The sequence below is a fragment of the Labrys monachus genome (assembly GCF_030814655.1).
GTDB lineage: Bacteria > Pseudomonadota > Alphaproteobacteria > Rhizobiales > Labraceae > Labrys > Labrys monacha.
In genome coordinates, this window is the sequence record NZ_JAUSVK010000001.1 from 906,545 (window position 1) to 924,890 (window position 18,346).

An 18,346-nucleotide genomic window follows, 5' to 3' on the forward strand; every position below is an offset into this window, starting at 1 on the left:
ATTTTCGCCTCGCCTGTCGGCGCGACGCCTCAGCCCGCGCAGACGGCCGGCCGCCGGCCGATCCAGGGCTCGGCCTCCTCGACCTGCTTCGCCAGCCCGAGGATGGCCGCCTCGTCGCCGTAGCGCCCGACGAACTGGATGCCGATCGGCACGTTGCCGCTGCTCATCGCCATCGGCACCGACATGGCGGGCAGCCGGAAATGTTGAAGGTGAACATGAAGGCGGCATCGGACCAGCGGGCGAGATAGCGCTCGCGGTCGCCGTCCTCCATCGACCAATAGCCCGGCGGACGGGGCGTCTGGGTCAAAGTGGGCGTGACGAAGACGTCGAAGGGCGCGAGCTCGAGGGCGATCTGCTGGCCGGCCTTACGGATGGCGGCGATGCTCGCCGAATAGTGGGTCGCCGACAGCGTCGCGGCGTGCCGGAGCATCGACCAGTTGAACGGCGCCAGATCGGCTTCCCCGACAGGGCGGCCGACCGCCTCGGCGAGACGGTCGAATTCCCCGGCCGTCTCGACGGCGATGATGTCGTTGTAGCGCCACCAGGCCGCTTCGAGATCGAGCTTGAAGGCGTATTCCTCGACGTCGTGACCGAGACTTTCGAAGAGCCTCGCCGCATCGAGCACGGCCGCCTTCACGTCCGGCGCGAAAGGCTCGCCCCACGGCGCGGTCAGCGTGAAGCCGATGCGCAGTTTCCGCGGCCGGTCGGCGAGCAGGGCGGACCAGCTGCGCTCGGGGCGCGGTGGGTTGTAGGGATCGCCGGGCACGGTGCCGGCAACCGCGTCGAGAAAGGCCGCGGTGTCGCGCACCGTGCGGGCGTTGCAGAGCGCATAGATGCTGCCGAACCAGATATCGGCATCGTCGGGGCCGTAGGTCACCCGCCCGCGCGAAGGCTTCAACCCGACCACGCCGCAGCACGAAGCCGGCACGCGGATCGACCCGCCGCCGTCCGAGGCCTCGGCGATCGGCACGATGCGCGCCGCCACCGCCGCCGCCGCCCCGCCGCTCGAACCGCCTGCCGTGACGGACGGGTTCCAGGGATTGATCGTCGGTCCGTAGAGACGGGGCTCGGTGGTGATCGACCAGCCATATTCCGGCGTGTTGCTGCGCCCGATCACCGCGAGGCCGGCGGCGCGCATGCGGCGCGACATCTCCGAATCCGTGTCGCAGACGAAATCCTTGGTGTAGGCGAGGCCGAAGGTGAGCGGCGTGCCCTTCCACATCGAGCCGAGATTCTTGAGCAGGAACGGCACGCCGGCGAAGGGGCCCTCGCCCGGCTCGGCCGCCGTGGCGCGGGCGAGATCGAAGGTGCGCAGGACCACGGCATTCAGCTTGGGATCGATCTGCTCGACCAGGTGGATCGCGGTCTCGACCAGTTCGAGCGCGGATACCTCGCCGCGGCGGACGAGATCGGCCTGCGCGAGGGCGTCGCTGTCGGCATAGACCTTGACCAGATCGTCCGTGATGTCGCCCATGCCGTTTCCCCCGCTGTATGGCCGCCGCGCACCGCCCGTCATGCGCGGAACGGCAGGTCCGCCGATCGGCTGCGGGCCTATGTTGGCTGAGATCCGGCAAAAATGGATGCCTGCTCTTCCACAATTCCTTGCTCCGGGGACGGCTGGCCGCCCGGCCGCGATGCCTCGTCGGAGGTGCGGACGGCGCGGAGCAACCGCCCGTAATCCTCCTGCGTGTCGCAGTCCTGCGTGAAGACGGGATCCTCGCATTCGAGGCGCACCACCGCTTCGGGATGGCGTTCGATGAGCTTGCGGCAGCCGATATCGACCGCGCGGCCGGCGACGGCGGCGATATGGCCGGCCGCGAACAGGACGGGATTGCCCCTTCGGCCGCGATGGCAGGGAATGAGGATCGCTCCGTTGGCGAGCGTCCGGTAGTGGGCGATGAGGGACGCGAGGTGGGACGGCGTGACCAGGGGCTGGTCGCCCAGCATGACCATGACGGCATCGCAGGTCGAGCGAAGGGCGCGCAGCCCGGCGACGACCGAGCCCTGCTGCCCCTCCGCATAGTCCGGATTGAAGACCAGGCGCACCGGCAGGCCGGCAAGCGCCGCCGCGACCTCGTCGGCCCGATGTCCGGTCACGACCACCATCTCGGCGGGGCGCATGGCGAGGGCGTTGCGCGCCGTCCGGCGGATCATCGGTTCGCCGCCGACATCGAGCAGCAGCTTCGAAGGCCCGCCCATGCGGGCCGACAACCCCGCCGCCAGCAGGACGATGGCGACGGCGGGCGATCCCGGAACCGGGCCGTCCCCGTCCGATCGAAGGTCGTGCTGCATCCTCGGCTCCACCGGCCGAACCTTGCCGGGCCGGTGCGAGAGAGCTTCGGCGCACTCCTGCCCCTCGCAAGCGCTTTTGCACGAACAGAAGCCCGTCTGCACCAACAGGCGCCGACGCGAAATCGAGTTCTGTCTCCTTCGCGGTGGAAAAGGCGCCCGCCCCGGCATAAGCTCAGGTTGGAAACGCTCAAGACAGGCCGAAACGGCCAGCCCGCCCGACCCTGATGAGGCCAAGGCAGGCGTCGCCCTGGAGAGGGAAACGAGTAGAATGAGACCGACGCACGAGCCGTGGCTCGTCATGCTGTCATTGCTGATGGCTTTTCAGGGCAGCTATGTGGGGCTGCATCTGGCCCGGCAGATCGGCCTGGCGCAGGGATTGCAGCGCCGCGCCTTCATCACGATGTCGGCGCTGTCGATGGCGTCCGCGATCTGGACGATGCATTTCGTCGGCATGCTGGCGGTGCGCCTGCCCATGGCGATCGACTTCCTGGTGCTGCCGACCCTGCTTTCCTTCCTGATCTGCGTGCTGGTGGTGGGATTCGCGGTCTTCGCGGTCGGGACGGGCACGCCGAGCCCGCAGCGGATCGCGTTCGCCGCGATCTTCATGGGGGGCGGCATCGTCACCATGCATTATCTCGGCATGTACGCGCTGCATTCGAGCGTCCATATGATGCATGATCCGCTGTTCGTGGCGGCGAGCATCGTCATCGGCGTCGCGGCCTCGGGGCTGTCGCTGTGGCTCGGATTCGTGCAGGGGACCTGGCGCTCCACCATCGCCTCCGCCACCCTCATGGCGCTGGCGATCTCGGCCATGCACTATACGGCGATGGCGGGGCTGACGCTGATGCCGCACGAGACCGTGCAGACCGATGCGCCCAAGCTGTCGCAGGGGCTGCTCGCTATCATCGTCTCGGTGGTGGCCTTCGTGGTGTCCGGGCTCTTCCTGCTGACCCTCATCCCCGGCGGCCGTGCGGCCGAACCCGCACCCGCGCCGGCTCCCCTGCCTGAAGCCGCGCCGGCATCCGCGCCGGCGGACCGGCCGGGCGAACAGGAGCGGCAGGAAGCGGGGCACGAGACCGCTCCGGCGCGCATGCGGGCCTTGCCGGTCGAGAAGGCAGGCAGGCGGAGCCATCTCGCCGTGGCCCAGCTCGTCGCCGTGCAGGCCCAGGCCCATTACACGCTGCTCTTCGACGGAACGGCGACGTGGTTCTGCCCGCTTTCGATCTCCGACGTCGAAGCGAAGCTGGATCCGGCGATCTTCCTGCGCGTCCATCGCAGCCATATCGTCAATCTCGACCGCCTCGTCTTCAGCCACAAGACCGGCCTGTTCGAGACCCTGTCGGAGACGCCCTACAAGGTACCGGTGAGCCGCGCCCGCCGCGCCTCCCTGCGGCTGCAGCTCGACCGCCGCATGGACATGGCGGGATAGGGCCCTGCCGTTCATGCAGGCGGCCCGCATTTCGTGCGGCGCCGCCGCCTCTCCGTGCATCCGGCATTGCCGGTGCCGCGCACCCTCCCCACGCTCGCCGGCAAGCAACACCGCCTCAAGGCGGACCATCGGGGAGGCTGCATGTGATTCCAGGCCCGTTCACCTATCACCGCCCGTCCAGCCTGGACGAGGCCGTGGCCATCCTCGCGGCCCATGGCGACGAGGCTCGTCCCCTGGCGGGCGGGCACAGCCTGATCCCCATGATGAAGCTGCGCATGGCCGCGCCCGATCATCTGGTCGACCTCGCCGGCGTGGCGAGCCTGAGGGGCATCGATGCCGAGGGCGGCGAGATCGTCGTGGGCGCCACCGTCACCCAGGCCGAGCTGATCGCCTCTTCCCTCCTGGCGCGGGACATCCCGATCATCCGGGAGGCCGCGCTGCAGATCGCCGATCCGCAGATCCGCTCGGTCGGCACGCTCGGCGGCAATGTCGCCAATGGCGATCCCGGTAACGACATGCCGGCCCTGATGCAGGCGCTCGGCGCGAGCTATGTCCTCTACGGGCCCGGTGGCGAGCGCCGCGTCCCGGCGGCCGACTTCTACCACGGCGCCTATGACGTCGCGCTGGAGCCGGGCGAAATCCTCGCCGCCATCCGCATCCCCGTGCCGCCGCCGGGCCATGGCTACGCCTATGAGAAGCTCAAGCGGAAGATCGGCGACTATGCGACCGCCGCCGCGGCGGTGATCCTCACCGCGAAGGACGGCGTCGTCTCCCACTGCGCCATCGCTTTGACCAATCTCGCCTCCACGCCGCTTCTGGCGACGCAGGCCGCGGCGCTGGTGGTCGGCTCGGCCTGCGACGCCGCGATGGTGGTGGGGGCCGCTGAGGCGGCCAAGGCCGTCACCGATCCTGCCGCCGACGGGCGCGGCCCGGCCGAATACCGGCGCGAGATGGCCGGCGTCATGGTCTCGCGCGCCCTCGCCAAGGCCTATTCCCGCACTGCCAGAGGAGCCTGAGCATGGCCGATACACACCAGGCGGCCGAGTCGGTCGCCGTCTCCGTCACCATCAACGGCAAGCGGGCCCAGCGCCTCGTCGATCCCCGTACGCTGCTCGTGCATTTTATCCGCGAGGAGCTGTCCCTGACCGGCACCCATATCGGCTGCGACACCAGCCATTGCGGCGCCTGCACGGTGGAATTGGACGGCCGCTCGGTGAAATCCTGTACGATCTTCGCGGTTCAGGCCAACGGCGCGCAGCTGCGGACCATCGAGGGCATGGCCAATGCCGACGGGACGCTGTCGGCCCTCCAGGAAGGCTTCCGGCAGATGCACGGCCTGCAATGCGGGTTCTGCACGCCCGGCATGATCATGCGCGCCAGTGTCCTGCTGAAGGAGAACCCCGATCCGAGCGAGGAGGAGATCCGCTTCGGCATCGCCGGCAATCTGTGCCGCTGCACCGGCTACCAGAACATCGTCAAGGCCATCCAACACGCCGCCGCCACGCTCAATGGCCGCACATTCCAGGAGGCTGCGGAATGAACGAGATGATCATCACCCGGGAAGCGCGCGAGGCCCGCCTCGAAGGCATGGGCTGCAGGCGCAAGCGCGTCGAGGACATCCGCTTCACCCAGGGCAAAGGCAATTACGTCGACGACATCAAGCTCCCCGGCATGGTGCACGGCGATTTTGTGCGCTCTCCCTATGCCCATGCCCGCATCAAGCGCATCGACACCTCGAAGGCCAAGGCCCTTCCGGGCGTGCTGGCGGTGCTGACCGCCGAAGACCTCAAGCCCCTCGGCCTGCATTGGATGCCGACTCTGGCCGGCGACGTGCAGGCCGTGCTCGCCGACGGCAAGGTGCATTTCCAGAACCAGGAAGTGGCGTTCGTCGTGGCCGAGAACCGCTACATCGCCGACGACGCGCTGCAATTGGTCGAGGTGGAATACGAGGCGCTGCCGGTGCTGATCGATCCCTTCCACGCCATGGACGCGGATGCGCCGATCCTGCGCGAGGACATCGCCGACAAGAAGACCGGCGCGCATGGTCCGCGCAAGCATCCCAACCACATCTTCGAGTGGACCGTGGGCGACGGGGCGGCGACGGACGAGGCCTTCGCCAAGGCCGAAGTGACGGTCAAGGAGCTGATCTCCTATCACCGCACGCATCCCTCGCCGCTCGAGACCTGCCAGTGCCTCGCCTCCTTCGACAAGATCAAGGGCGAACTGACCCTCTACGGCACCTTCCAGGCGCCGCACGTCATCCGCACCGTGGCGTCGCTCCTGTCCAAGATCCCCGAGCACAAGATCCACGTGATCGCCCCGGACATCGGCGGCGGTTTCGGCAACAAGGTCGGGGCCTATGCCGGCTATATCTGCTCGATCGTCGCCTCCATCGTCACCGGCATCCCGGTGAAATGGGTCGAGGACCGCATGGAGAACCTGTCGACGACCTCCTTTGCGCGCGACTACCACATGACGACGGAGATCGCCGCGACCAAGGCCGGACGGGTCACCGGCCTCAGGGTCCACGTGCTCGCCGATCACGGCGCGTTCGACGCCTGCGCCGATCCGTCGAAATGGCCGGCCGGCTTCTTCAACATCGTCACCGGATCCTACGATTTTCCCGCCGCGCATCTGGCGGTGGACGGCGTCTATACCAACAAGGCGTCGGGGGGCGTCGCCTATCGCTGCTCGTTCCGGGTCACCGAGGCGGCCTATTGCATCGAGCGGGCCATGGATATCCTCGCCGGGAAGCTCGGCATGGATCCCGCCGAGCTGCGGATGAAGAACTTCATCCGCCGCGAGCAGTTTCCCTACCAGTCGGCGCTGGGCTGGGAATATGATTCGGGCGACTATCACCTCGCCATGCACAAGGCGATGGACGCGATCGACTATCCGGCCCTGCGGGCCGAGCAGAAGGCGCGGCAGGAGGCGTTCCGGCGCGGCGAGACGCGCAGCATCATGGGCGTCGGCATCAGCTTCTTCACCGAGATCGTCGGGGCCGGGCCGTCCAAGAACTGCGACATCCTCGGCGTCGCCATGTTCGACAGCGCCGAGATCCGCATCCATCCGACCGGCTCGATCATCGCCCGCATGGGCACCAAGAGCCAGGGGCAGGGCCACGAGACCACCTGGGCCCAGATCATCGCGACGGAACTGGGGATTCCCGCCGACGACATCACCATCGAGGAGGGCAATACCGACACCGCCCCCTATGGCCTCGGCACTTACGGGTCACGCTCGACCCCGGTGGCCGGCGCCGCGATCGCCATGGCGGCGCGCAAGATCAGGAACAAGGCGCAGATGATCGCCGCGCATCTGCTCGAAGTGTCGGAATACGATCTGGAATGGGATATCGACGGCTTCCGGGTGAAGGGCAATCCCGAGCGGTCGACGACGATGAAGGAGATCGCCTGGGCCGCCTATCACGCCCCGCCCTCCGGGCTGGAGCCGGGGCTGGAGGCGGTCAATTATTACGATCCGCCCAACATGACCTTTCCGTTCGGCGCCTATTTCTGCGTCATGGACATCGATGTCGACACCGGCGTGGCCTCGACCCGGCGCTTCTACGCCCTCGACGACTGCGGCACGCGCATCAATCCGATGATCATCGAGGGCCAGGTCCATGGCGGCCTCACCGAGGCCTTCGCCATCGCGATGGGGCAGGAGATCACCTATGACGCGACGGGTAATGTGATGGGCGCCTCCTTCATGGACTTCTTCCTGCCGACGGCGGTGGAGACCCCGAAATGGGAGACCGACTTCACCGTCACCCCCAGCCCGCATCACCCGATCGGCGCCAAGGGCGTCGGCGAGAGCCCGAATGTCGGGGGCGTGCCCGCCTTCTCCAATGCGGTGAACGACGCCTTCGGCTTTCTCGGCGCCACCCATCTGCCGATGCCGCATTACCCCTGGCGGCTGTGGCAGACCGCGCGGCAGCTGGGCGTCTAGATCGGGCCGATGCGCCGACCGGGAAGGGCGAATCCGATGATTGCGACATCGCCGACGGGAGGGCGCTGCAAATGACCGCCGCCTTCCCCCGCACCGAGATCGCGGACCGCCTCGCCGCCGTCGGCTATGTCGCCGATCCCGGCCTGGCGACGGCGCTCGCGCTGATGGACATGCTGAAGCGTCCGCTGCTGCTGGAGGGGGAGGCCGGCGTCGGCAAGACGGAGGTGGCCAAGGCGCTGGCCGCCGTGCACCGGACGGAGCTGATCCGGCTGCAATGCTATGAGGGTCTCGACCGCAACGAGGCCCTGTATGAGTGGAATTACCAGGGCCAGCTCCTGGCCATCAAGATCCGCGAGGGTGGCGATGCCCGGCAGATCGAGGAGCATGTCTTCTCCGAGCGCTATCTGCTGGAGCGCCCGCTGCTGGCCGCGATCCGCCGGCCGACGCCGCCGGTGCTGCTGATCGACGAGATCGACCGGGCGGACCAGGAATTCGAGGCGTTCCTGCTCGAAATCCTTTCCGATTTCCAGGTCTCCATTCCGGAGCTCGGAACCGTCCGCGCCGTCAGCATTCCCCGCGTGGTGCTGACCTCGAACGGCACGCGCGAGCTTTCCGACGCCCTGCGCCGCCGCTGCCTCTATCATGCCATCGACTATCCCGACGTCGACCGCGAGGCGCGCATCCTGCTCGCGCGCATCCCCGGCATCGACGCGGCGCTGGCCCTGCAGGTCGCGCGACTGGTCGAGCGGATCCGCAAGGAGGACCTGTCGAAGGTCCCCGGCATTGCCGAGACGCTCGACTGGGCTGCCGCCCTGGTCGGCCTCGGCGTGTCGCGGCTCGACGCGGACCGGGAGGCGGTGTTCGACACGCTGTCCTGCGTGCTCAAGACCCGGGAAGACCGGGCCCGCATCACGCGGGAGGTCAGCGACCGGCTGATCGGCAGGGTGGCCTGAGATGAGGATGCCGGCCGAAAGGATCGTCCTCGATATCGGCGTCGCCATCCGCCGCCGCCTGGCGGGCTTCCTCGTCGTCCTGCGCGACAACGGCTTCAGGCTGGGGGTCGCCGAGAGCCGGGATGCGCTGGCGATCCTGGCCGGCGAGGGCCTCGGCCGTGCCGGCATGGCGAGGGGGGCGCTCAGGGCGCTGCTGTGCGGCCGGCGGACCGACTGGGAACGGTTCGACCAGCTGTTCGACGCCTATTGGCTCGGCCGCGGCGTGAGGCAGCGCTCCCGGCCGGCGGCGTCGCAGGCGGGAGCGGCGGGGCCGATGGGCGGCGGGTCGGCGGGCCCGCTCGCCGGCCTCGCCCTGCAGGCCGGGCGCGACGGCGGGAGCCCGGCGGAGGAGGGCGGAGCGGCCGGGCAGAGCGAGGGCGCCAGCCGCCATGAACGCCTCGCCAGCACGGATTTCCGCAAGATCGCCGATCCGCAGGCGCAGGCCGAGGCCCACGCGATCGCCGGGAGGCTGGCCCGCGCCATGCGCGCGCGGCTCACCCGCCGCGACAGGGCGGCGCGGCGGGGACGCGCCATCGATCTTCGCCGCACCCTCCGGGCGAGCCTGCCGACGGGCGGCATGCCCTTCGATCTCGTCAGGGCGCGCCGCCGCTACACGCCGCTGCGCCTCGTGGTTCTGCTCGACGCCTCGGGGTCGATGAACCTCTACACGGCCACCTTCGTCCGCTTCGTCCACGGCATCCTCGACAATTTCCTGGAGGCCGAGGCCTTCCTGTTCCACACCCGCCTGGTCCACGTCTCGGAGGCCCTGCGCGAGAAGGATGCCGGCCGGGCGCTCGACCGGCTGGGCCTGATGGCGGAAGGCGTCGGCGGCGGCACGAGGATCGGCGAGAGTCTGGCGACCTTCAACCGCTGGCACGCGGCGCGCGTCATCCATTCGCGCACCTGCGTCATGATCCTCTCCGACGGCTACGACACCGGCCCGCCCGAGCGCCTCGGCGCGGAGATGGCCGCCCTGCGCCGGCGCTGCAGGCGCATCGTCTGGCTCAATCCGATGATCGGCTGGGAGGGCTACGAACCCTCGGCGCGCGGCATGGCGGCGGCGCTCCCCCATATCGACCTGTTCGCTCCGGCGCACACGCTCGAAAGCCTCGCCGAGCTCGAACCCTATCTCGCCCGCATCTGAGGAGATGGCCATGCGACCCCGCTCCGACACCCTCGACCTCATCGCCGACCTCAAGGCACGCAACGAACCCTTCGTGCTGGCGACCGTGGTGCGCACCGTCTCGGTCACGGCGGCGAAGGCGGGCGCCAAGGCGGTGATCCGCTCGGACGGCACCATCACCGAAGGCTGGATCGGCGGCGGCTGTGCGCGCGCCGCGGTGCTGAAGGCGGCCCGGGAGGCGATCGCAGACGGCGAGCCGAGGCTGATTTCCATCCAGCCCAAGGACCTGCTCGACGAACAGGGGCTCAAGCCCGGCGAGGTTCGGGAGGGCGTGCGCTTCGCGCGGAACATGTGCCCCAGCCGCGGCACCATGGATGTCTTCGTCGAGCCGATGCTGCCGAGCCCGGCGCTGGCCGTGTTCGGGGCGAGCCCCGTCGCGGTGGCGCTGGCCGAGCTGGCACCGCGCTTCGGCCTGCGCGTCACCGTCTGCGCGCCGGCCGAGGACCAGGGGGTGTTCGCCGAGGCCGCCCAGCGCATCGAAGGCTATGCCCTCGACGTCGAAAGCGAAGGGCAGCGCTTCGTGGTGGTCTCGACGCAGGGGCGCGGCGACGAGGCCGCGCTCAGGGCCGCTCTCTCGGTCCGGGCCGACCACGTCGCCTTCGTCGGCAGCCGGCGCAAGGTCGCGTCCCTGCGGGCGCATCTGATCGAGGGCGGCGTGGCTCCCGAATGCTTCGACCGCCTCAAGGCGCCGGCCGGCCTCGACATCGGCGCCGTCACCCCCGACGAGATCGCCCTATCGATCCTCGCCGAAATCCTGGCGGTCCGCCGCCGCGATCACCGGACCCCGTCCGAAGCCGCCAGCCATTGAGGAGCAAACCATGCAGATGAGCGACAGCCAGCGCATTCCGGCGTCCCGGGACGAGGTCTGGGCGGCGCTGAACGACCCGAAGGTCCTCAAGGACTGCATTCCCGGCTGCCAGAGCCTGGAGATGACCTCGCCGACCGAGATGGTGGCGACCGTGGTGATCAAGATCGGCCCGGTGAAGGCGAGCTTCGGCGGCAAGGTGACGCTGTCGGACCTCGATCCGCCCAACGGCTACCGCATCAGCGGCGAGGGATCGGGCGGCGTGGCGGGCTTCGCCAAGGGCGGCGCCACGGTGCGGCTTGAGGCCGAATCGCCCGACGTCACCGTCCTGACCTATACGGTGGATGCCGAGATCGGCGGCAAGCTGGCGCAGCTCGGCGGGCGGCTGATCGATGCTACGGCGAAGAAGCTGGCAGCCGAGTTCTTTTCCTCCTTCGGCCGGGCGCTCGGCGCATCGGCGGGCGGCGAAGCCGCGCCGGTTCCGCAGAAGGCCGGCTGGCTCAGCCGTCTCGCCGGCACCGCGGGGGCCGTGTCCCTGATGCTGCTGCTCGGCTCGCATTGGTGCTGCCTCGGCGGGCACGCCCACGAGCCGGACCTCGCCGCCCTCGGCCATGTCTGCTCTTCCGGAGCCGCGGCCCGACCCGGCGCCTGAGGCCGGCTTGGCGATGCCTGCTCAAGGCGCCCCTGTCTCGGGGCGGTATCGCGATCAAACCGACATCAGGCGCCGGCCAGGGCGGCGAGGTCCCGCAGGGCTTCCTCGTCGAGCCGGCCGTCCCGGCGCGGCAGGCTCGCGTCGAGTGCGAACGGGCGAACGGCGACGATCATCGCGGCGAGAGAGGCGGGCTGCGCCGGCCGCAGGAAGACCGGCAGGCCGGCGTCGTCGGCGATCCGCCGGCAGAGGCGTGCCTCGTCGGCGGTAGCGGGTGCGAAATGCAGGGCGTCGGCGAAGCCGGCGCAGGCCTTGGCGGCCTCCCCAGCGCCTGCCTCGGCGATCGGTATCGACTGGATGATCCTACGTCCGCGAATGATCCGCCGCAGGCCCGGATATTCGCTCGCCGGCAGCGGCCTGGCGATCTGCACCGCCATCGCCGCGACGGCATCGACCTGCTGGGCGATCGCGCCGGCGGTGAGGGCCGCGGTCACGAGGACGGGCGTGACCGTCGGCGGAAGGGCGAGTGAAATCGCCGACAGCGCGGCATCGTCGGCAAAACCGCCGGCGAGGGGGCCGCCGGCGGGGAAGGCTGCGGGATCGAGGCCGATGGCATCGGCGCCGGCCGAGACCGCCGCTCTCGCTTCCCCGATGGTGGCGATGCCGCAGATCTTGAGGCGCAGGCGCGGCATCGTCCGAAGCTCACTCGATGGTTTCACCGGGATAGGCGCCCCACAGATTGCTCTCCTGGATCCAGCCGTCGAAACCGTCGCCGTTGATACGGCACCAATTGACGTTGCAGCTTCGGATAGTGGCGAGCACGCCCGGCTGCAGCATGGCGGTGGGGGAGGCCTTGAGGTCGGCGCGGCTATGGAGCATCAGCGTCGTCTCCTTGGACCACGGGGCGATCAGGGCGGTGCGCTTGCCGGACAGCAGGCTCTGCAGCACCCAGCCCTCGGCGCCTTCCGAATCGCGGATGCGCCGCCAGTTCTCGAATTCGGCGATCACCTCCACCGGCAAGTTGGCCTTCTGGTAGATGAAGGCGACGGCCTGGTCGCGCGACGGCCCCTGGCGGACGTTCACCTTGTCGGGCTTGAGGCTGACGAAGCGCGGCATCGGCAGGCCGGAAACCGGGCCGAGCTGCTCGGAGGACGTCGAGGCGGCAGTGGGAAGGGAACCTGTCACGTCATTGCCCGGCCCCTTGTCGCTGCCGGCGATGAACTGGGCCACCGTCGGGTCCGCGAGGATGGCGGGATCGACCTGGCTGGCGGCCGACATCTCCGCCTGCTGGTGCTGGCGATGGAGATAATAGACGCCGGCGGCGAGGGCGAAGGCGCAGAAGGCCCCGGCAAAGCCGATCCTGGCAATCGGACTGAGCCGCGGGCTTTCTTCTTCGTAGTAAGACATTCCAGACCTCAACGCACACTCTTCGCCTGCATCCGGGAGCCTCGTTCGACGCTCCCGTCTGTCGCTCCACACCGTGCTCTGTTAGATCTGTTAAACAGGTCACCGGCGGCAGGTTGCAAGCTTGTTCGGACAGTTTGGCCGAGCGCGGTGAACGTGGTCTTAAAGTGGCGGAGAGTCGGCATGTCCTGGAGGAAAAAACCGCTGGTGGTCGTGACGCGCCGACTGCCGGACAGCGTCGAGACGCGTATGCGCGAATTGTTCGACGCCCGCCTCAACCTCACCGACGAGAAGATGTCGCAGGAGGCGCTGATCGAGGCGGTGCGGACCGCCGATGTGCTGGTGCCGACCATCAACGACCGCATCGACGCCGAGGTGATCGCTGCGGCAGGCGAGAATTTCAAGCTGATCGCCAATTTCGGCAATGGCGTCGACAATATCGACGTCGAGGCCGCCACGGCGCGCCGGATCACCGTCACCAACACGCCGCGGGTCCTCACCGAGGACACGGCCGACATGACGATGGGCCTCATCCTGGCGGTGGCACGACGGCTCGTCGAGGGCGCGCAGGTCATCCCGGAAGGCAATAATGCCTGGCCGGGCTGGTCGCCGACCTGGATGCTCGGCCGCCGCATCTGGGGCAAGCGCCTGGGCATCATCGGCATGGGCCGAATCGGCCAGGCCGTGGCGCGCCGCGCCAAGGCGTTCGGCCTGCAGGTGCATTACCACAACCGCCATCACCTCGATGCCGCCATCGAGGCCGAGCTCGAGGCGACCTATTGGGATTCGCTCGACCAGATGCTGGCGCGCATGGACATCATCTCGGTCAACTGCCCGCACACGCCGGCGACCTACCATCTCCTCTCCGCCAGGCGGCTGAAGCTCCTCAAGCGCGAGGCGGTGATCGTCAACACCGCCCGCGGCGAGGTGATCGACGAAACGACGCTCGCCAAGATGCTCGATGCCGGCGAGATCGCCGGCGCCGGCCTCGACGTGTTCGAGCACGAGCCCGCGGTCAACCCGCGCCTGGTCAAGCTCGCCCGCAGCGGCCGCGTCGTCCTCCTGCCGCATATGGGATCGGCGACGATCGAGGGGCGCACGGACATGGGCGAGAAGGTCATCGTCAACATCCGCGCCTTCATGGACAATCACAGCCCGCCGGACCGCGTGCTGCCCAGCATGATCTGAACCCGTCCGGACGGCTTTGCGAAGCGGAACAATGGCAGGCATCACCGAAACCCTGAGGATCCTCCAGCCCCATCCCGGCCTGTTCGCCTATTATGACGGGCGGATCGCGGGGAGGCGCCTCCATTCGCCCGGACCGAACTGGCTCGACGACGGCGCCTATGCGCTGGGCATCGCCTCCTATGCGGTCGTCGACGGCGACGAGGCGCTGGTCTACGACACCCATGTCTCGCTCGACCATGCCCGGGCGATCCGCGCCCATCTCGAAGGCCTCGGCGTCGCCAGCCTGCGCGTCGTGCTCAGCCATTGGCACGACGACCATGTCGCCGGCAATGCGGTGTTCGCCGATTGCGAGATCATCGCGCTGAAGCGCACCGCCGAGGCGTTGTCGGCGCATCGGGACGAACTCGAGAAGGCCGATCCGCCGATCGCGCCGCTGGTGATGCCGAACCGGCTCTTCGAAGGCGGGCTCGACCTCGCGGTCGGGCGGACGCGGGTGGAACTGCGGCCCTTCGACATCCACAGCGCCGACGGCAATGTGCTCTGGCTGCCGGAGAGCGGCGTGCTGCTCGCCGGCGACACGCTGGAGGACACGATCACCTATGTCTCGGAGCCCGAGCATATCGACGCGCATATCCGCGAGCTCGGCCGCCTGCGCGGCTGGCCGATCGCGCGCATCCTTCCCAATCACGGCGATCCCGGCCGCATCGCCAGCGGCGGCTACGAGGCGAGCCTCATCGACGCCAACCGGACCTATCTGGAGCGCCTGCGGGCGGAAAGCGCCCGCCCGCCCGGGGAGGCGCCCGCCCTGAGGGATTTCATCGCCGGCGACATCGCCTCCGGCGCCGTTCTCTATTTCGAGCCTTACGAGGACGTCCACCGCAAGAACATCGCCGCCGTCGGGAATGCCGGCTGACACGGGATCCCGCATGCCGCGTGCGGACGAGCACGGAATTCCGTTCGTAAACGAACGATTTCAACGCCGACAGATCCGGCTGCCAAAGCCGGCTTTCCTGCTTTCCCGGTGTTGCAATGATCCTCGAAATAAGTCGGCTCGGCCTCATCCATGTCGCCGCCCTCATCTCCGTCGCCGCGCTCACCTGCCGGGACCAGATCGTGCTTCGCGCCCTGCTGGTCGCCTCGACGCTGCTCTACATCCTCTATTATTTCGTCGTGCCCGCCGTGCTGCTGTGGGATGCGGTGTTCTGGACGGTGGTCAATCTCGGCGTGAACCTGTTCATGATGGCGCAGCTCGTGCTCGCGCGGACGCCGTTCCGCCTGTCGGACGACGAGCGCCGGCTCCATGCCGCCTTCGGTGCGGTCTCTCCCGGCGAGTTCCGGGCGCTGATGAAGATCGCCGTCTGGCACCGCCCGCAGGCCGCCGAGACGCTGGTCCGGGAGGGCGCGCCGGTCGACCACGTCTATTATATCCTCGGGGGCGAGGCGCTCGTGCTCAAGGGCGGCCGCAGCCTGGCGCTGCCTTCGCCCTCCTTCGTCGGCGAGATCGGCTTCCTGCGCCGGGTTCCCGCCACGGCGACCGTCACGGTCGAAGCCGGCGCGCTCTATGTCGCCTGGCCGGCCGCGGCGCTGGCGGCGCTGCAGGCCCGCCGCCCGTCGATCAAGACCGGCCTGGATTCGCTGCTGGCCTGCGACATGGCGGCGAAGATCGCGGCCGCCTGATGCCGCAACGGGTCAGAGCAGGCCGTTGCTCTGCGCCAGGACCTTCAGGCTGGTCTGCGGCCGGGCGCCCACGTGCTGGATCACCTCGGCCGCGGCCATCGCCCCGAGCTTGAGCGAGGCCAGATGCGGCATGCCGCGGGCGAGGCCGAACAGGAAGCCGGAGGCGAAGAGATCGCCCGCGCCGGTGGTATCCACGAGCTTGTCGATGGGGAAAGCGGGCACCAGCACGCGCATGCCGCCTTCGATCGCCAGCGCGCCTTCCTCCGAGCGAGTGACCACGGCAAGGCGCACGTCCTTGGCGACCAGGCCCAGGGCCGTGTCGAAATCCGAGGTCTGGTAGAGCGATTTGAGCTCGTGGGTGTTGGCGAAGACGATGTCGACGACGCCGGTCCGCATCAGGCTGAGGAATTCGCCGCGGAAACGGTCGACGCAGAAGGAATCCGACAGGGTGATCGCCACGCGCCGGCCGGCCTTGCGCGCGATCGACGCCGCCTTGAGGAAGGCGTCCTTGGCGCCCTGCGGGTCCCACAGATAGCCTTCCATATAGGTGATCGCCGCATCGGCGACGACGTCCTCGGCCATGTCGTCGGGGCCGAGAAGATGGGTGGCGCCGAGATAGGTGTTCATCGTGCGCTCGCCGTCGGGCGTGACGAAGATGAAGCTCCTCGCCGTCGAGGGGCCGTCCGCCAGCGGCACGGTTTCGAAATGCGTGCCCTGGGCGCGCAGGTCGCGGGTGAACACGTGGCCGCCCTCGTCGTCCTTCACCTTGCCGAAATAGGCGGCCTTGCCGCCGAAGGAGGCGATGCCCACTGCCGTGTTGGCGGCCGAGCCGCCGGAAATCTCGATGCTCTGCCCCATCGCGGCATAGAGATGCTGGGCGCGCTCCTCGCTGGTCAGGATCATGGCGCCTTTGGCGAGGCCTTCGCGGACGAGGAAATCATCCTCGGTATGGGCGAACACGTCGACGATCGCGTTGCCGATGGTGAGGACGTCGAAACGGGTGCGGGACATGCAGCTCTCGAAATCAGAGCATTTCCCGTATCGGGCCTGACCGGCCCGCACGAAGAAAATGCGTCAAACAGGACATGGAGGCGTTTTCCAAAACAGGGCGGATCGGCTAACCCTCCAGCGCGCGCGGACTATAGCGGCCAAAACGATGGCGGCAAGGAAGGCCTGCAAAAGAAAGGTGCGAAGATCCGATGAGATTTCTGCGCAATGCCGCCTCGGTCGGCTTCGCCACCCTGTTCTCGCGGATATTGGGCTTCGTCCGGGACACCATGGTGGCGGCGGCGCTCGGTGCCGGGCCGGTGGCCGACGCCTTCGTGGTCGCCTTCCGCCTTCCGAGCCTGATGCGGCGGCTGCTGGCGGAAGGCGCGGTGAACACCGCCTTCGTCCCCCTTTACGGCGAGGCCGAGCAGGCGCGGGAGGGCCAGGCCTTCTCCGACGCCGTCTTCACCCAGGTCGGCCTGCTCTTCCTCGTCGTCACGGCGCTGGCCCTGCCGGCGATGCCGCTCCTCATCCGCGCGATCGCGCCGGGCTTTGCCGAAAGCGGCGGGCGGGTCGCTCTCGCGGTGGTGCTGTCGCGCATCACCTTCGCTTATTGCCTCGCCACGGCGCTGACGGTCGTCGCCTCCGCCGTCCTCAACGTGCATGGCCGGTTCACCGCCTCGGCCTATGCGCCCTCGCTCCTCAACGTCGTCACCATCCTCGCTTTGCTGGCCGCATCATGGCAGGGCTGGCGCGAGGAAGCGCTCGCCCGCCTGCTCGCCTGGAGCCTGTTCGCAGGCGGAATCGCCCAGGGCGCGCTGGTGTTCGCCGCCCTGCGACGGGCCGGCCTCGGGCTGCGATTCGTGAGGCCCCGATGGACGCCGCCCGTGCGGCGCTTCTTCCTCCTCGCCTTGCCGGGCGTCGCCGCCGGCGGGGTGACGCAGGTCAATGCCTTCGTCGGGCTGGTGGTCGCCTCGCCCGAGCCCGGCGCGGTGACCTGGCTCTATTATGCCGACCGCGTCTATCAATTGCCGCTCGGCATCGTCGCCGTCGCCCTCGGCAGCGCGCTCCTGCCCGAACTCGCCCATGCCAGCGCCATGGGCGACGAGGAGGCCGAATGCGGCCTGCTCAGCCGGGCGGCCGAATTCGCCCTGTTCCTGAGCCTGCCGGCGGCCCTGGCGCTGATCGTGCTGGCCCGGCCGATCGTCTCGGTGCTGTTCGAGCGCGGCGCCTTCCAGGCCGCCGATGCCGCCGCGACGGCCCTCGCCCTTGCCGGTTTCGCCGCCGGCCTGCCGGCCTTCGTCGGCGCCAAGGTGCTGCAGCCCCTGTTCTTCGCGCGCACGCGGATGCGCGTGCCCTTCCTCATCGGCGTGGCCGGCGTGGTGACCGACGTCGTCCTGTCCGTCGCCCTGTTTCCCGTCTGGCACCAGACGGGAATCGCCCTCGCCGCGGCGGCGTCCGGCTGGATCAACCTCGTTCTCCTCGCCGTCGCCGCCCGGTGGGAAGGATTGCTGCGGCTCGACGTGATGGCGCGCCGCCGCCTGCCGCGGCTCCTCCTCGCCGCAGGGATCATGGCGATCACCCTGTGGCTGCTCATGCCTTTCGCGCAGGCGTGGACGGATGCCGGCCTTCCCGTGCTCCGGCGCATCGCCGGGCTCGCGGTCCTGTGCGGCGGCGGGCTTGCGGCCTATCTCGCAGCCTGTCTCGTGTTCGGCGGGATCGATCGCCGGTTCGGACGGCAGGCATTGGCTTCGGAAAAGCCGCCGCCGCGATGATACGCGATTCCAAT

18 protein-coding genes are annotated in these 18,346 nt (G+C 69.0%); 12 read left to right on the forward strand and 6 right to left on the reverse strand.

What is annotated here, in order from left to right:
• Positions 1-29: 29 nt before the first annotated feature.
• From J3R73_RS04000 to J3R73_RS04010, 3 genes are all read right to left on the reverse strand, one after another.
• On the reverse strand, positions 30-185 hold the full coding sequence (locus J3R73_RS04000; RefSeq protein WP_307422684.1) for a hypothetical protein: 156 nt from the start codon (positions 183-185) through the stop codon (positions 30-32).
• Positions 164-1,474 carry an amidase gene (locus J3R73_RS04005; protein WP_307422686.1) on the reverse strand — a complete coding sequence of 437 codons (1,311 nt, stop codon included), beginning with the start codon at positions 1,472-1,474 and terminating at the stop codon, positions 164-166. Before J3R73_RS04005 ends, J3R73_RS04000 begins: the two co-directional genes overlap by 22 nt.
• A 77-nt stretch (positions 1,475-1,551) precedes the next feature.
• Positions 1,552-2,292 carry a nucleotidyltransferase family protein gene (locus J3R73_RS04010; RefSeq protein ID WP_307422689.1) on the reverse strand — a complete coding sequence of 247 codons (741 nt, stop codon included), beginning with the start codon at positions 2,290-2,292 and terminating at the stop codon, positions 1,552-1,554.
• A gap of 268 nt (positions 2,293-2,560) precedes the next feature.
• Between J3R73_RS04010 and J3R73_RS04015 the strand changes: the two genes are divergently transcribed.
• From J3R73_RS04015 to J3R73_RS04050, 8 genes are all read left to right on the forward strand, one after another.
• On the forward strand, positions 2,561-3,721 hold the full coding sequence (locus J3R73_RS04015) for an MHYT domain-containing protein (RefSeq protein WP_307422692.1): 1,161 nt from the start codon (positions 2,561-2,563) through the stop codon (positions 3,719-3,721).
• A gap of 143 nt (positions 3,722-3,864) precedes the next feature.
• Positions 3,865-4,737: an FAD binding domain-containing protein gene (locus J3R73_RS04020; protein ID WP_307422694.1), complete on the forward strand. Its 873-nt coding sequence runs from the start codon at positions 3,865-3,867 to the stop codon at positions 4,735-4,737.
• Positions 4,738-4,739: 2 nt separating this feature from the next.
• On the forward strand, positions 4,740-5,261 hold the full coding sequence (locus tag J3R73_RS04025; protein WP_307422696.1) for a (2Fe-2S)-binding protein: 522 nt from the start codon (positions 4,740-4,742) through the stop codon (positions 5,259-5,261).
• Positions 5,258-7,672: an aerobic carbon-monoxide dehydrogenase large subunit gene (locus J3R73_RS04030; RefSeq protein ID WP_307422698.1), complete on the forward strand. Its 2,415-nt coding sequence runs from the start codon at positions 5,258-5,260 to the stop codon at positions 7,670-7,672. Before J3R73_RS04025 ends, J3R73_RS04030 begins: the two co-directional genes overlap by 4 nt.
• A gap of 71 nt (positions 7,673-7,743) precedes the next feature.
• Complete coding sequence (locus tag J3R73_RS04035) at positions 7,744-8,625, forward strand: AAA family ATPase (RefSeq protein ID WP_307422699.1); 882 nt, start codon at positions 7,744-7,746, stop codon at positions 8,623-8,625.
• Positions 8,626-8,632: 7 nt separating this feature from the next.
• Positions 8,633-9,808 carry a vWA domain-containing protein gene (locus J3R73_RS04040; protein WP_307422701.1) on the forward strand — a complete coding sequence of 392 codons (1,176 nt, stop codon included), beginning with the start codon at positions 8,633-8,635 and terminating at the stop codon, positions 9,806-9,808.
• A 10-nt stretch (positions 9,809-9,818) separates the two neighbouring features.
• On the forward strand, positions 9,819-10,655 hold the full coding sequence (locus J3R73_RS04045) for an XdhC family protein (protein WP_307422704.1): 837 nt from the start codon (positions 9,819-9,821) through the stop codon (positions 10,653-10,655).
• A gap of 10 nt (positions 10,656-10,665) precedes the next feature.
• The gene (locus tag J3R73_RS04050) at positions 10,666-11,304 is read left to right on the forward strand and encodes an SRPBCC family protein (protein ID WP_307422706.1); all 639 of its coding nucleotides are present in this window, start codon (positions 10,666-10,668) and stop codon (positions 11,302-11,304) included.
• A 65-nt stretch (positions 11,305-11,369) separates the two neighbouring features.
• On the opposite strand, the gene J3R73_RS04055 is transcribed toward J3R73_RS04050, so the two are convergent.
• Positions 11,370-11,993: a beta/alpha barrel domain-containing protein gene (locus J3R73_RS04055; RefSeq protein WP_307422709.1), complete on the reverse strand. Its 624-nt coding sequence runs from the start codon at positions 11,991-11,993 to the stop codon at positions 11,370-11,372.
• A 10-nt stretch (positions 11,994-12,003) separates the two neighbouring features.
• Positions 12,004-12,708, reverse strand: coding sequence for an SH3 domain-containing protein (locus J3R73_RS04060; protein WP_307422711.1), 705 nt, complete (start codon positions 12,706-12,708; stop codon positions 12,004-12,006).
• A 180-nt stretch (positions 12,709-12,888) separates the two neighbouring features.
• Here J3R73_RS04060 and J3R73_RS04065 point away from each other — a divergent pair, with 180 nt between their 5' ends.
• From J3R73_RS04065 to J3R73_RS04075, 3 genes are all read left to right on the forward strand, one after another.
• On the forward strand, positions 12,889-13,893 hold the full coding sequence (locus J3R73_RS04065; RefSeq protein WP_307422713.1) for a 2-hydroxyacid dehydrogenase: 1,005 nt from the start codon (positions 12,889-12,891) through the stop codon (positions 13,891-13,893).
• A 31-nt stretch (positions 13,894-13,924) separates the two neighbouring features.
• Positions 13,925-14,806, forward strand: coding sequence for an MBL fold metallo-hydrolase (locus tag J3R73_RS04070; protein WP_307422717.1), 882 nt, complete (start codon positions 13,925-13,927; stop codon positions 14,804-14,806).
• A gap of 116 nt (positions 14,807-14,922) precedes the next feature.
• On the forward strand, positions 14,923-15,570 hold the full coding sequence (locus tag J3R73_RS04075) for a cyclic nucleotide-binding domain-containing protein (protein ID WP_307422719.1): 648 nt from the start codon (positions 14,923-14,925) through the stop codon (positions 15,568-15,570).
• Between the two features lie 12 nt (positions 15,571-15,582).
• Here the strand turns inward: J3R73_RS04075 and J3R73_RS04080 are convergent, their stop codons facing one another.
• Positions 15,583-16,581 (reverse strand): adenosine kinase, encoded by a 999-nt coding sequence (locus tag J3R73_RS04080; RefSeq protein WP_307422721.1) that lies wholly within the window; start codon positions 16,579-16,581, stop codon positions 15,583-15,585.
• Between the two features lie 188 nt (positions 16,582-16,769).
• Between J3R73_RS04080 and murJ the strand changes: the two genes are divergently transcribed.
• Positions 16,770-18,332: a murein biosynthesis integral membrane protein MurJ gene (murJ, locus tag J3R73_RS04085; RefSeq protein ID WP_307422723.1), complete on the forward strand. Its 1,563-nt coding sequence runs from the start codon at positions 16,770-16,772 to the stop codon at positions 18,330-18,332.
• Positions 18,333-18,346 lie beyond the last annotated feature (14 nt).

Excerpts from the sequence above, each read along its gene's own strand:
- J3R73_RS04065 (WP_307422713.1), top strand. The coding sequence starts at position 12,889 with ATGTCCTGGAGGAAAAAACCGCTGGTGGTCGTGACGCGCCGACTGCCG.
- J3R73_RS04050 (WP_307422706.1), top strand. The coding sequence starts at position 10,666 with ATGCAGATGAGCGACAGCCAGCGCATTCCGGCGTCCCGGGACGAGGTC.
- J3R73_RS04025 (WP_307422696.1), top strand. The coding sequence starts at position 4,740 with ATGGCCGATACACACCAGGCGGCCGAGTCGGTCGCCGTCTCCGTCACC.
- J3R73_RS04045 (WP_307422704.1), top strand. The coding sequence starts at position 9,819 with ATGCGACCCCGCTCCGACACCCTCGACCTCATCGCCGACCTCAAGGCA.
- J3R73_RS04015 (WP_307422692.1), top strand. The coding sequence starts at position 2,561 with ATGAGACCGACGCACGAGCCGTGGCTCGTCATGCTGTCATTGCTGATG.
- J3R73_RS04040 (WP_307422701.1), top strand. The coding sequence starts at position 8,633 with ATGCCGGCCGAAAGGATCGTCCTCGATATCGGCGTCGCCATCCGCCGC.
- J3R73_RS04080 (WP_307422721.1), bottom strand. The coding sequence starts at position 16,581 with ATGTCCCGCACCCGTTTCGACGTCCTCACCATCGGCAACGCGATCGTC.
- J3R73_RS04010 (WP_307422689.1), bottom strand. The coding sequence starts at position 2,292 with ATGCAGCACGACCTTCGATCGGACGGGGACGGCCCGGTTCCGGGATCG.
- J3R73_RS04075 (WP_307422719.1), top strand. The coding sequence starts at position 14,923 with ATGATCCTCGAAATAAGTCGGCTCGGCCTCATCCATGTCGCCGCCCTC.
- J3R73_RS04005 (WP_307422686.1), bottom strand. The coding sequence starts at position 1,474 with ATGGGCGACATCACGGACGATCTGGTCAAGGTCTATGCCGACAGCGAC.
- J3R73_RS04035 (WP_307422699.1), top strand. The coding sequence starts at position 7,744 with ATGACCGCCGCCTTCCCCCGCACCGAGATCGCGGACCGCCTCGCCGCC.
- J3R73_RS04070 (WP_307422717.1), top strand. The coding sequence starts at position 13,925 with ATGGCAGGCATCACCGAAACCCTGAGGATCCTCCAGCCCCATCCCGGC.
- J3R73_RS04055 (WP_307422709.1), bottom strand. The coding sequence starts at position 11,993 with ATGCCGCGCCTGCGCCTCAAGATCTGCGGCATCGCCACCATCGGGGAA.
- J3R73_RS04030 (WP_307422698.1), top strand. The coding sequence starts at position 5,258 with ATGAACGAGATGATCATCACCCGGGAAGCGCGCGAGGCCCGCCTCGAA.
- J3R73_RS04000 (WP_307422684.1), bottom strand. The coding sequence starts at position 185 with ATGTCGGTGCCGATGGCGATGAGCAGCGGCAACGTGCCGATCGGCATC.
- murJ (WP_307422723.1), top strand. The coding sequence starts at position 16,770 with ATGAGATTTCTGCGCAATGCCGCCTCGGTCGGCTTCGCCACCCTGTTC.
- J3R73_RS04060 (WP_307422711.1), bottom strand. The coding sequence starts at position 12,708 with ATGTCTTACTACGAAGAAGAAAGCCCGCGGCTCAGTCCGATTGCCAGG.